This window comes from Falsiroseomonas oryzae, from assembly GCF_027856955.1.
In the GTDB taxonomy this organism is placed as follows: Bacteria; Pseudomonadota; Alphaproteobacteria; order Acetobacterales; family Acetobacteraceae; genus Falsiroseomonas; species Falsiroseomonas oryzae.
The window spans coordinates 1-11,766 of sequence record NZ_JAPSMD010000154.1 but is presented as its reverse complement, the minus strand read 5'-3'; the positions used below and the strand labels follow the sequence as shown (position 1 = coordinate 11,766).

11 protein-coding genes are annotated in these 11,766 nt (G+C 73.5%); 8 read left to right on the top strand and 3 right to left on the bottom strand.

Translation table 11 applies throughout. The annotated features are described in order from the left end of the window. Nucleotides 1-1,262: translocation/assembly module TamB domain-containing protein (locus tag OZN99_RS15760; RefSeq protein WP_270936211.1), on the top strand; the 1,262-nt coding region annotated here is incomplete at its 5' end. A 7-nt stretch (nucleotides 1,263-1,269) separates the two neighbouring features. Here OZN99_RS15760 and OZN99_RS15755 read toward each other — a convergent pair. Together OZN99_RS15755 and OZN99_RS15750 are read right to left on the bottom strand one after the other, a co-directional pair. Continuing rightward, nucleotides 1,270-2,994: a M28 family metallopeptidase gene (locus OZN99_RS15755; protein ID WP_270936210.1), complete on the bottom strand. Its 1,725-nt coding sequence runs from the start codon at nucleotides 2,992-2,994 to the stop codon at nucleotides 1,270-1,272. A gap of 5 nt (nucleotides 2,995-2,999) precedes the next feature. Further along, the gene (locus tag OZN99_RS15750) at nucleotides 3,000-3,959 is read right to left on the bottom strand and encodes a Bug family tripartite tricarboxylate transporter substrate binding protein (RefSeq protein ID WP_270936209.1); all 960 of its coding nucleotides are present in this window, start codon (nucleotides 3,957-3,959) and stop codon (nucleotides 3,000-3,002) included. 132 nt (nucleotides 3,960-4,091) lie between these two features. Here OZN99_RS15750 and OZN99_RS15745 point away from each other — a divergent pair, with 132 nt between their 5' ends. From OZN99_RS15745 to OZN99_RS15715, 7 genes are all read left to right on the top strand, one after another. Then, on the top strand, nucleotides 4,092-4,295 hold the full coding sequence (locus tag OZN99_RS15745) for a hypothetical protein (protein ID WP_270936208.1): 204 nt from the start codon (nucleotides 4,092-4,094) through the stop codon (nucleotides 4,293-4,295). Nucleotides 4,296-4,346: 51 nt separating this feature from the next. Beyond that, nucleotides 4,347-6,170: an ABC-F family ATP-binding cassette domain-containing protein gene (locus OZN99_RS15740; RefSeq protein WP_270936207.1), complete on the top strand. Its 1,824-nt coding sequence runs from the start codon at nucleotides 4,347-4,349 to the stop codon at nucleotides 6,168-6,170. Next, entirely contained in the window at nucleotides 6,167-7,423 is a 1,257-nt protein-coding gene (locus OZN99_RS15735; RefSeq protein WP_270936206.1) for an ABC transporter substrate-binding protein, read from the top strand. Before OZN99_RS15740 ends, OZN99_RS15735 begins: the two co-directional genes overlap by 4 nt. Continuing rightward, on the top strand, nucleotides 7,420-8,310 hold the full coding sequence (locus OZN99_RS15730) for a DMT family transporter (protein WP_270936205.1): 891 nt from the start codon (nucleotides 7,420-7,422) through the stop codon (nucleotides 8,308-8,310). The genes OZN99_RS15735 and OZN99_RS15730 overlap by 4 nt, the downstream gene beginning before the upstream one ends. A gap of 49 nt (nucleotides 8,311-8,359) precedes the next feature. After that, entirely contained in the window at nucleotides 8,360-9,574 is a 1,215-nt protein-coding gene (locus tag OZN99_RS15725; RefSeq protein WP_270936204.1) for a M24 family metallopeptidase, read from the top strand. Between the two features lie 5 nt (nucleotides 9,575-9,579). Continuing rightward, a complete protein-coding gene (locus tag OZN99_RS15720; protein ID WP_270936203.1) occupies nucleotides 9,580-10,227 on the top strand; it encodes a glutathione S-transferase family protein in 648 nt (215 codons plus the stop codon). 89 nt (nucleotides 10,228-10,316) lie between these two features. Further along, nucleotides 10,317-10,709, top strand: a complete 393-nt coding sequence (locus OZN99_RS15715; RefSeq protein WP_270936201.1) for a tautomerase family protein — start codon at nucleotides 10,317-10,319, stop codon at nucleotides 10,707-10,709. Between the two features lie 31 nt (nucleotides 10,710-10,740). Here the strand turns inward: OZN99_RS15715 and OZN99_RS15710 are convergent. Beyond that, nucleotides 10,741-11,766, bottom strand: a 1,026-nt coding sequence (locus OZN99_RS15710) for a xanthine dehydrogenase family protein molybdopterin-binding subunit (protein WP_270936200.1), incomplete at its 5' end; no start/stop codon positions are given.

Below are 11,766 nucleotides of genomic sequence, written 5' to 3'. Positions count from 1 at the left end.
TGCGCGCCTCCGGCACGCCCGCCGCGCCGCTGCTGGGCGGCGAGGCGCGGCTTGCGGGCGGGGCCTACCGCAATGCGGCGCTCGGCATCGCCGTCACCGACCTCGCGGGTACGCTGCGCCCCGACGGGCCGCGCCTGCGTGCCGACATCGCCGGCCGCACGGCGGGCGAAGGACGCCTGGCCCTGGCCGGGACGATGGAACCCTTCACGCGCTTCCTGCCGCTCGACCTGACACTGACCGCGACCAACGCGCAGCCCGTCGCATCCGACCTGCTGCGCGCGACGCTGGATGCGGAGCTTCGGCTGGTTGGCCTGCTCGGCTCGGAGGCGACGTTGTCGGGCCCGGTGCGCATCCGCCGGGCGGACATCCGCATCCCGGAGAAGCTCGGCGGCGGGCTGCGCACGCTGGAGCCGGTGATCGAGCGGGGCGTGCCGCCGGGCCGCACTGAGCGCACTGCGCGGCGCCCCGGGCCGAACGCCGCGCCCGAGCGTGGCGCCACACCGGGCGGCCCGCCGATCGCTCTGGCGATCCAGGTGGAGGCGCCGCGCAATGTCTTCGTGCGCGGCCGCGGGCTGGATGCGGAGCTCGGCGGCGCGCTGCGCATCGGCGGCCGGGTGGCCGACCCGCAGATCACCGGTGCGCTGGACCTGCGGCGCGGCGACATCTCCATCATCGGCCGGCGCATCGCCTTCGAGCGCGGGCGCCTGACCTGGGATGGGGGGCTGCTGCCCGACCTTGCGCTGCGCGCAAGCAGCCAGACGGGCAGCGTGACGGCGCGGGTGGACGTGACGGGGTCGCCGACGGCGCCGCAGATCGTCTTCTCCTCCACGCCCGAACTGCCGCAGGACGAGGTGCTGGCCCGCCTTCTCTTCGACCGCCCGCTGCGCGACCTCTCGCCCTTCGAGATCGCGCAGATCGCGGCGGCGGCGGCCGGCGCCACCGGGTTGCCGGGCGGCGACGCGGCAGGGTGGCTGGACCGGCTGCGCCAGGGCCTCGGGCTGGACCGGCTGGCGGTGGGCGGCGGCACGGAATCCGCCGCGCGCAACACGCGGCCCGACGAACGCAGCGGCCCGACGCTGGAGGCCGGGCGCTACGTGGCAGACGGCGTCTATGTGGGCGTACGCCAGGGCACGGAGCCCGGGTCGAGCCGCGTCGGCGTGCGCGTCGATCTCACGCCGCGCATGCGCGTGGAAGCCGAGATGGGAGACCGGGAAGCCGGCAACCGCGCCGGCGTCAGCTGGGAGTGGCAGTGGGGGCGGTAGCCGCCCCTCAGCAGGGTATCGCCTCCGCCGCCGCTTCCAGCGCCGCGACCACGTGGTTCTGCCCGCGCGTGAGCTGCATCAGCGCGAAGCCCAGCGCCTGCGGCGGATAGCAGTCGAGCTCCGCCGCGACCGCCAGATGCGTCAGCGGCGGCGCCGGCAGGCCGATGTCGCGCCGCCAGCGTGTGCCGCGCGTGTAGTCGAGCGGCACGAGCTGGCGCAGCACGGCGAGGCGCGTGGCCGTCGCAACCTCCGGCGCGGGCGCGCCGGCATCGAAGGCGGCGAGCTTCGCGGCCAGCGCCTCAAAGGCGGCGCGCGCCGGCGCGAAGTCGAAGCGCGCGCCCGCGGCCGCGGCGTAGCGGTCGAAATGCCCGCGCAGCTCCGCCACCAGCGCGGCAGGGTCGAGGGGAATGGCCGGCAGGCTCGCCAGCCGTGCGACGGCCAGCGCATACAGCTTGATGTCGGTCAGCAGCACGCCGGGGTCGGCGACATCGAGCTGGTCGCGGTCGGTGTGCCAGGCGGTGTTGCCGCCATTCCCCATCACGAAGTACCAGCCGCGCCGCTCCACTTCCGCCTTCGGGATGCGGGAGGAGGCGGAGAAGCAGCCGGAGATGCCGAGGTTGTTGAAGGAATAGTCGCTGGACTGCGACGGGCGCTTGCCGCCGGCCGCCTTGCCGGTGACGTCCCTCACCGCCTCCGTCACGAAGGCACGGTTCTCCGCCATCCAGGGGATGCCGGGATAGTCGGTGGCATCCCGGCAGCCCGGGCTGTCACAGTTGAGATGCGCGACGCAGCCGCGCGCCAGGTCGCGCGCGAAGGCATCGGCGTACCAGGTGCTGCCCGCGAACTTCCCGGTGGAATGGCCGGGCCACCAGCAGATGCGCACGCCGCGACGCAGCATGTGGCGCTGGGCGTGCAGCATCCGCGCGACCTCCAGCATGCAGGCGTCGCCGGTGGCGTTGTCGCCCACGCCGACGTCCCAGCTGTCGTAGTGGCCGTGCAGCAGCACGAAGCGGTCGGGTTCCGCCGTGCCGGGGATGCGCACCTCCGGCAGCACCTGGTCGAACCAGCCTTCCTCCACGATGGTGGTCAGCGTCGCGGAGGCGCCGCGCGCGGCGGCCGCGATCAGCGCCTCGCCATCCGGCCGGCTGACGGCGCAGCCGGGGATCGGCGTGCGCCAGGGCAGGTCGTCGAGGTCGGGCGTGCCCCAGATGGCGCTGCCGCTGCCCCAGTGCATGTCGGGGCCCGGGTTCACCGCGATCACGGCCGCGGCGCCGAGCGCCGCGAAGGACAGGATCTTCTCCGCCAGGATCATGCCCCGGAACAGCACGATCTTACCGCGAACATCAGGCACGCCCGGCGCGGGGTCGTAGCCCGGGCCGAACAGCGGCGCGCTGGCCGGCGTCCAGCCCGCGGGCGGCGCGACGGGGTTCTCCACGAACACCAGCGGCGCGGTCAGCCCCGCCGGCGCCGTCTGCGCCAGCTGGGCCGGGCGCGCGGCGATTCGGCGGCCCTCCAGCTCCACCTGCGCCGCCTTCGGCACCGCGAGATACAGGCGCGGTCGATGCAGCGTGACCGGCAGGCCTAGCACGGCGAGGCGCCGGCCGATTTCCTCGCCGGCAGCCGCGGCCTCTTCGGGGTCCTGGCGGCGCATGGTGGCGAAGCGCTCCACCAGCGACCAGGCATGATCGATGCGGGCCTCCGCCAGCAGCGCGTCCTCAGATGGCGTCAGCATCGCGATCAATCCATCGTGACGCCGGTGGCGCGCACCACCTCGGACCAGCGGTCGATCTCCGCCAGCACGTAGCGCTGCGTCGCCTCCGGCGGCTCGCCGACGATCTCCACGCCGATCGTGGCGAAGCGCTCCCTCACCGGCGCGCTGTCCAGCGCGCGGCGGAGCTGGGCATACATCGCCTGCACGATCTCCTCCGGCACGCGGCCCGGGCCGGCCAGGCCGAACCAGTTGGTGGTGGTCACCGCGATCCCCGACTCCTCGAGGGTGGGGATCTCCGGGAAGGCCGGGCTGCGCCGCGCAGAGGAGAGCGCGAGAGCGCGCACCACGCCCGAGCGGATATGCGGCGCGGCGGAGGGCAGGCTGTCCCACATCCCCTCGATGCGTCCGCCGATCACGTCGGCCGTCGCGGCCTGCGCACCGCGATAGGGCACATGCGTAATCTGCACGACCGCGGTGCGGTTCAGCAGCTCGCCCGTCAGGTGGTGCAGCGTGCCGTTGCCGCCGGAGCCGAAATTCAGCGCGCCGGGCCGCGCGCGGGCCGCGGCCAGGTAGTCCGCGATGCTGCGGAAGGGCTGGTCGCGCCCGACGATCAGGACCAGCGGCAGCGTGCCGACGATGGTGACGTGGCGGAAATCGGTGCGCGTGTCGTAGGGCAGGTTGCGGTGCAACTCGCGGAAGATCGCCTGCGGGCCGACATTGGTGGTGAGCCAGACATAGCCGTCCGGCGGCGACTTCGCGACCAGCTCCGACCCGACCACGCCGCCCGCGCCGGCGCGGTTCTCGACCACGAAGGGCTGGCCGGTCTGCTCCTGCAGCGCCTGCGCCAGCGTGCGCGTCAGGATGTCGGAGGCGCCGGCCGGGGGCGCGGAGGAGATCATGCGGACCGGGCGGTTCGGCCACCTGTCCTGCGCCAGGGCGGGCAGCGGCAGCGCGGCCAGGGCGGTCAGCAGCGTGCGGCGACGCATGGGATCTCTCCTTCCGGCAGGGTCACAACTGGGGCAGGCTGGCGCGCCGGGTCAAGGTCGCGCAGCGCGGCGCTGCATCGCGCGTTCAACTCCGGCGCCGGCGCCCTGCCGGCGGACAGGAGGAGACAAGACATGGACGGCACCGACCTGCAGCGCCGCATCGGCGGCAAGACGCGGCGCCCGCACCCCGAACTGGCGCTGGAGAGCCTGCGCCGGCAGCAGCGCCCGCCGGCCGGTGGGACGGCCGAGGATTGCCTCAAGGTCGCGCGCGACCCGGAGCGGCGGCTGGAGCCGCTGCGCCGCAACGCTGGCGCGCGGGACGGCACGCGGGCCTGACCGGCCCCGGCGGGTGTTGACGCCAGGGCGGGGGGTGCGCATTCCCCCGCCATGGCCCCGCCCCCGCTGCTGCACCTGCGCGACATCCGCCTGCGCCTGGGCTCCGCCTGGCTGCTGGATGGTGCGGAGCTGATGGTGGGCGCCGGCGAGCGGCTGGCGCTGGTCGGCCGCAACGGCTCCGGCAAGTCCACCCTGCTGAAGGTGGCCGCCGGCATGATCGAGGCCGATGCCGGCACGCGCTTCGTGCAGCCCGGCGCGACGCTGCGCTACCTGCCGCAGGAACCCGACCTGTCGGGCTTCGCCACCACCGGCGCCTTCGTCGAGGCCGGGCTGGCGCCCGGCGACGATCCGCACCGCGCGCGGCTGCTGCTGGAAGGCCTCGGCCTGACCGGCTCAGAGGAGCCCGCACGCCTCTCCGGCGGGGAGACGCGGCGCGCCGCGCTCGCCCGCGTGCTGGCGCCGCGTCCGGACATCCTGCTGCTCGACGAGCCGACCAACCACCTGGACCTGCCGGCGATCGAATGGCTGGAGCAGGAGCTTGCCCAGTCGCGCGGCGCGCTGGTGCTGGTCAGCCACGACCGCCGCTTCCTGGAGCGCCTGTCGCGCGCCATGGTCTGGCTGGACCGCGGCACGACGCGCCGGCTGGAACAGGGCTTCGCGCAGTTCGAATCATGGCGCGACCAGGTGCTGGAGGAGGAGGAGCGCGAGGCGCACAAGCTGGCCCGCAAGATCGTGCGGGAGGAGCACTGGCTGCGCTACGGCGTGACCGCCCGGCGCAAGCGCAACGTGAAGCGGCTGGCCGACCTGCAGGCGCTGCGCAAGCGCCGGAAGGAACGCGTCACGGCGCCGGGCACCGTGCGCATGGCGGCGACGGAGGCCGAAGGTTCGGGCACGCTGGTGGTGGCGGCGGAGCGGATCTCCAAGGCGTTCGGCGATGCGGCGCCGGTGGTGAAGGACTTCTCCACCCGCATCCTGCGCGGCGACCGCGTCGGCATCGTCGGCCCGAACGGCGCGGGCAAGACCACGCTGCTGAAGCTGCTGACAGGCGCGCTGCCGCCTGATGCCGGCGAGGTGCGGCTGGGCACGAACCTGCAGATGGTGACGCTGGACCAGATGCGCGCGGGCCTGGACCCCGCGACGACGCTGCAGGACGCGCTGACCGGCGGGCGCGGCGACCAGATCCGCGTCGGCGGCGAGGTGAAGCACGTCGTCGGCTACATGAAGGACTTCCTGTTCGTGGCGGAGCAGGCGCGCACGCCGGTCGGCATGCTCTCGGGCGGGGAGCGCGGGCGGCTGATGCTGGCGCGCGCGCTGGCCGCGCCGTCCAACCTGCTGGTCCTCGACGAGCCGACCAACGACCTCGACCTCGAGACGCTCGACCTGCTGCAGGAGCTGATCGGCGACTACCAGGGCACGGTGATCGTCGTCAGCCACGACCGCGACTTCCTGGACCGCGTGGCGACCAATGTGATCGCCTGGGAGGGCGACGGGCGCTGGCAGGACTATGCCGGCGGCTATTCCGACATGGTGGCGCAGCGCGGCCGCGGCGTGCAGGCTAAGGCGGCATCTTCCTCCGACGCCCCCGCAGCGCGCACGACCGACACGCCGGAGCCGCCCCGCGCCGCGGCCCGGCCGAAGCTGTCCTTCAAGGACAAGCACGCGCTGGAGACGCTGCCCGCCCGCATCGCCCAGCTGGAGCGCGAGATCGCCGCGCTGCAGGGCCAGCTGGCCGATCCCGGGCTCTATGCGCGCGACGCCGCCGGCTTCGCGGCGCGCACCAGCCTGCTCGGCCGCAAGCAGGCGGAGCGCGACGCGGCGGAGGAGGAATGGCTGCGCCTCGAGCTGCTGCGCGAGGAACTGGAAGGCCAGACGTGACAGGCCTGCGGCGCCGCGCGCTGCTGCTGGCCGCGGCAACGCCCCTGGCATTGCCGGCGCTGGCGCAGGACGCGCCGATCCGCCTCGGCTGGCTCGCCACGCTGGACGGCCCCTTCGCCGCGGGCGGGGAGGACGCCTTCCGCTGCATGCAGATGCTGCTGGAAAGCCGCAACGCCATGGCAGGCGGCCGGCGCGTGGAGGTGATGCGGGAGGGCACGAACGGCCAGCCGGATGTCGCGGTGGCGCGCGCGCGCAAGCTGTTCGAGCAGGACGAGGCCGAGGTGATCATCGGCCCGCTGGGCGGCGCCGAGGCGATCGCGCTGCGCGACTTCTCCCGCACGCTGTCGGGGCGCACCATCGTCAACGGCAGCGCCGCCGCGCCGGATGTCACCCTGCGCAACCCGAGCCCGAACTTTTTCCGCTTCAACACGGATGCCGCGCAATGGATGGCCGGCCTCGGCACGCATGTCCGGCGTGTGATGAAGGTCCCGGAGGTCGCGGTGGTGGCCGGCGACTATCCGTTCCAGCACGCCCAGGCCTTCGGCTTCAGCCTGGAGTATTGCAGTCTCGGCGGCCGCGCGACCCATCTCTGGTCGCAGCTCGGCGCCGCCAGCCATGCGGACGCCATCGCGCGCATCCCCGCCAGTGCCGGCGCGCTGGTGCTGCTGCTGGCCGCCAGCGATGCCCTCGCCTTCCTGACCCAGTATGCGCAGGCGAACGGCGCCCTGCCCGTCGTGGCCGGCACCGGCGCCGCCGACGATGCGCTGCTGTCCACGCGCGGCCCGCACCGGCGCCTGCTGCCCGGCCTGGTCAGCGCGGGACCGGTCGCGGAGGTGCATGACGACCCGGCCTGGCAGGACTTTGTCGCGCGCTACCGCCGCCGCTGGTCGGGCCAGGGCGGACTGGCCACGCCGTCGCTGCATGGCGTGCTGTACCACACGGCGCTGCAGGCCGTCCTGCTGGCGCTGGACGAGGTGCGGGGCGACCTCGGCGCCGCGCAGGAGGCGTTCCAGCGCACGCTGGCCGGGCTGCGCTTCGCCACCGCCACCGGGGCGGAGGTGCGCCTGGACGCCAACCGCCAGGCCATCTCCGACAACCTGATCCACCGCATCGAGGAACGGCCCGCCGGCGGGGCCACGGTCAGCTTCGCGCGCGCCATGGAGGTGCGGCAGACGCTGGGCCTGCCCGAGGCTCGTTTCCTCGCGCTCGGCGCGCCCGGGCGCGACAACCCGGGCTGCGTGGCACGGCCGTGACGCCGCCCCCGCCCGGCCTGCCGCGCGAGCCGCGCATCCTGCTCGGCATCGGGTTCATGCTGCTCGCCGCCAGCGTGCTGCCGGTGATGAACGGGCTCGTGCAACTGTTGGCCGCCCGCTACCCGTATGAGCAGATCGTGTGGGCGCGCATCGCGGGGCAGTTGGTGGTCATGCTGGCGGTGATGCTGCCGACGGCGGGGGTGCGCGTCTTCGCCACGCGCCGGCCAGCGCTGCAGGCGGCGCGCTCGCTGTGCCAGCTCACCTCGACCAGCTTCTACTTCGTGGCGATCTCGACGGTGCCGCTGGCCAAGGCCGCGGCGATCAGCTTCATCTCGCCCTTCCTGGTCGCGCTGATCGCCTGGCCGATGCTCGGCGAGCGGCCGCAGGCCCGCCGCATGCTGGCCGTCGGCGCCGCCTTCCTCGGCGTGCTGGTGGTGATCCGGCCGGGCGGCGAGACCTTCCAGCCGGCCTCGCTGCTGATCCTCGTCAGTTCGTTGGCCTATGCCACCTACCAGGTGCTGACGCGCAAGGTGGCTCCCTACGACCGGCCGGAGACCTCCACGCTCTGGAGCGCGCTGCTCGGCGGCGTGGTGCTGACGCTGGTCGTGCCCTTCAGCTGGGTGACGCCGCAGGGCCTGGGCGACGCCCTCGCCTTCATCGGCCTTGGGACGCTGGCCGCGGCCGGGCACTACTGCCTGGCGCGCGCGGTGTCCTACGCGCCGGCCAGCGTGATCGCGCCCTTCCAGTACTGGCAGATCATAGGCGCCGTCGCCATGGGCGTGCTGCTGACCGGGCTCTGGCCGGAACCGACCACCTGGGTCGGCGCCGCCGTGGTGATCGGCGCCGGCCTCTTCCTGGCCGTCACGGAAAGCCGCCGCCGCTGGTGAAGCCGAGGCGGCCGTGGCATCCAGGCAGCCGGACGGCGAGGAGCATGACATGACGGTCGGCGTGGGCGGATCGGACTTCGCGACGGAACTCGCGGGCATCCGCAACCGGCGCGACGCGGTGCCGCCGATCGGCGCGGAGGAGCATGCGCGCCGTGTGGCGCGAGCCCAGGCCTGCATGCAGGAGCTTGGCATCGCCGCGCTGTGGCTGGACGGCACGACGAACCTGGCCTGGATGACCGGCCTCAGGCACGGGCAGAGCGAGCGGCCGGTCGGCGCCATGCTGCCGGCGCGCGGTCCCCTCGCCTACCTGGCGCCCGCCTTCGAGGTGGAGCGCATCCGCACCATGCTGGCCCTGCCCGGCGAGGTGCGCGGCTGGGAGGAGGACGAGGATCCCTACGCGCTGTTCGCCGAGATGCTGCGCGAGGCCGATGTGGCCGGCGGCACCGTGGCGCTGGACGACATGGCGCGGGTCTTCGTGGCGGAAGGCATGCGCGCGGCGCTGCCCAACCACCGCTTCGTCGCCTCCGGCCCCGTCACCTCCCACCTGCGGGAGCGCAAGACCGAGCACGAGGTCGCGCTGCTACGCCAGGCCATGGGCATGACGCTGGAGATCCACGCCGCCGCAGCCCGCGCATTGCGGGCAGGCGTGACGACGACGGAGGTGACGGACTTCCTCGTCGCCGCGCACCGCAAGGCCGGCTTCGACGGCGGCCCCGCCTTCTCCATCGTGCTGTTCGGCGAGCCCACCGCCTATCCGCACGGCGTGCCCTATCCGCAGACGCTGCAGGAGGGCGACGTGGTGCTGATCGACGTCGGCGCGCCGCTGCACGGCTATGTCTCCGACATCACGCGCAGCTATGTCTTCGGCACGCCGACCGCCCGCCAGCGGGAGATCTGGGACCTGAGCAGGCGCGCGCAGGCGGCCGGCTTCGCAGCTGCCCGGCCCGGTGCGCCCTGCGGCGCGATCGACGATGCCTGCCGCGGCGTGGTGGTCGCGGCCGGCATGGGCCCCGGCTACAGGGTGCCCGGCCTGCCGCACCGCACCGGGCATGGCATCGGCATGGACGTGCACGAGGCGCCCTATTTCGTGAAGGGCAACGCGCAGCCCCTCGCGCCCGGCAACACCGGCAGCATCGAGCCCACCATCGCGATCTACGGCGAGTTCGGCATCCGGCTGGAGGACCACATCGTGGTCACCGAGGCTGGCGCGGACTGGCTGACGCCGCCGGCGAAGTCGGTGGACGATCCCTTCGGCCTGGAGTGAACGGCATGGTCACCATCTACGGCGTCTATCGCTCACGCGCGCTGCGCAACATCTGGCTGCTGGAGGAAATGGGGCAGCCCTTCCGGCACGTTCCCGTCCTGCAGAACTTCCGCGCCGGCGCCGAAGGCACGATGCATTCCCGCTCGCCGGAGTATCTGCGCATCAACCCGAATGGCGGCATCCCCGCGATGGAGGATGACGGGCTGGTGCTGAGCGAATCCCTCGCCATCAACCTCTATCTCGCGCGCAAATTCGGCGGGCCGCTGGCCGGCGCCGACCTGAAGGAGGAAGGCCGGATCGCGCAATGGACGCTGTTCGGCGCGACCGAGATCGAGCCGCGCAGCATCCAGATCCTCTACAACCGCGTGCAGCTGCCACCCGATCAGCGCAGCGAGGCGAAGGTGACGGAAGCCGTCGCCGCGCTGCGCGGCCCTTTCGCCGCGCTGGACGCGGCGCTGGCGCCGACGGGCTTCCTTGTCGGCGGGCGCTTCACGGTGGCGGACATCAACGTGGCGGAGGTGGTGCGCTATGCCCTGCCGGCGCCGGAGGTGCTGGAGGCCGCGCCGGGCGTGAAGGCCTGGCTGGCCGCCTGCCATGCACGGCCGGCCTGGAAGAAGATCTTCGCGCTGCGCGAGGAGGAGCCGGCGCTGTAGGATGCCTCGCGTCCTGTATCCAGAATCCGACTTGAGGGGAACTGGCGTGGCGATTAGGCTTTCTCCACAAGGCCAAGCAGGAGGACGGCATGCCGCAAGCCAAGGTGTACGGGATACGGGAGAACCTCGTGCCGATCCGCCAGGCGCTGTCCGACGCCATCAACGAGAGCATCTCGGTCGCTTTCACCTTCCCCGCCGAGCGCCGCCTGCAGCGCTTCTTCCCGATGGATCGGGCGGACTTCATCTACCCGCCGCATGAGCGGTCCGACCGCTACATCATCATCGAGATCGACACCTTCCAGGGCCGCACGAAGGAGACCCTGAAGGCGCTCGTCCGCGAGATCTACGCGCGCGTGCCCGCCGCCACCGGCATCGAACCGCGCGACATCGACGTGATCGTCTCCGAACAGCCGCGCCACGCCTGGGGGCTGATGGGCGAGAACGGGGACGAGATCAAGCTGACCTACAAGGTCGAGGTCTGAGGGCGCCCCCGGGCGGCGCGACAGCCGCCCGTCACGCCGCGCCAGGCGAGCGCGCCGCAGCGATGGCCTGCCATACCGCGGCGGGCGTCGCCGGCATCTGCACATCCGGCGCCCCCAGCTTCGCCAGCGCATCCGCCACGGCATTCGCCACCGCGGCCGAGACGCCGGTTGTCCCCGCCTCGCCGATGCCCTTCACGCCGAGCGGATTGGCTGCGGCGGGCGTCGCATCGAAGACCGGCTGCATCGCCGGCAGGTCGCCTGCCCGCGGCAGCGCGTAGTCGAGGAAGGAGCCGCTGAGCAGCTGCGCATCGGCGTCGTGCACCATGCGCTCCAGCAGCGCGGCGCCGACCCCCTGTGCCAGCCCGCCCACCATCTGCCCGGCCGCCAGCGTCGCATCCACCAGCACGCCCGAATCCTGCACCACCGTCAGCCGGATGAGCGCGACGGCGCCGGTCTCCGGATCCAGCTCGACCTCGGCGACATGGCAGCCGCACGGGCGCGTCTCCGCATCCCGGTCGTAGCGGCGCTCGACCGCAAGGCCCGGGCTGCCGGCGACCAGCGCCGCCCAGTCCAGCTCGCGGTCGGTGCCGGCGACACGGAAGCGCCCGGCCTCGAACTCGATATCGGCCTCCGCGGCTTCCAGCAGCACCGCGGCGCGGCGCCGGCCCTCCTCGACCGCAGCCTGCGCGGCGAGCAGCACGGCGTTGCCGCCGATGGTCAGCGACCAGGACCCGCCGGTGCCCGCCCCTTCCGATAGCATGGCGGTGTCGCCCTGCAGGAAAACGAGCTGCCCGGGTGCGATGCCGAGCTCGCGCGCCGCGATGGCGCGGAAGCTCGTCTCATGGCCCTGCCCATTGCTCGCCGTGCCGGCGGCGAGCGCGAAAAGTGGGCCGTCGGCACGTTCCAGCGCGGTGAGCCGCGCCGGGGCCGCGACGGGCGCGCCATGCAGGTCCTCGACATAGAGGCTCACGCCCGTGCCCCGCAGCCGACCAGGCGCGCCGGCCGGCGCGGCGTGGAGCGCGACGGCACGCGCCAGCACGCGCGCCGGATCGGCGTC

Excerpts from the sequence above, each read along its gene's own strand:
- OZN99_RS15725 (WP_270936204.1), top strand. The coding sequence starts at position 8,360 with ATGACGGTCGGCGTGGGCGGATCGGACTTCGCGACGGAACTCGCGGGC.
- OZN99_RS15755 (WP_270936210.1), bottom strand. The coding sequence starts at position 2,994 with ATGCTGACGCCATCTGAGGACGCGCTGCTGGCGGAGGCCCGCATCGAT.
- OZN99_RS15740 (WP_270936207.1), top strand. The coding sequence starts at position 4,347 with ATGGCCCCGCCCCCGCTGCTGCACCTGCGCGACATCCGCCTGCGCCTG.
- OZN99_RS15750 (WP_270936209.1), bottom strand. The coding sequence starts at position 3,959 with ATGCGTCGCCGCACGCTGCTGACCGCCCTGGCCGCGCTGCCGCTGCCC.
- OZN99_RS15720 (WP_270936203.1), top strand. The coding sequence starts at position 9,580 with ATGGTCACCATCTACGGCGTCTATCGCTCACGCGCGCTGCGCAACATC.
- OZN99_RS15745 (WP_270936208.1), top strand. The coding sequence starts at position 4,092 with ATGGACGGCACCGACCTGCAGCGCCGCATCGGCGGCAAGACGCGGCGC.
- OZN99_RS15715 (WP_270936201.1), top strand. The coding sequence starts at position 10,317 with ATGCCGCAAGCCAAGGTGTACGGGATACGGGAGAACCTCGTGCCGATC.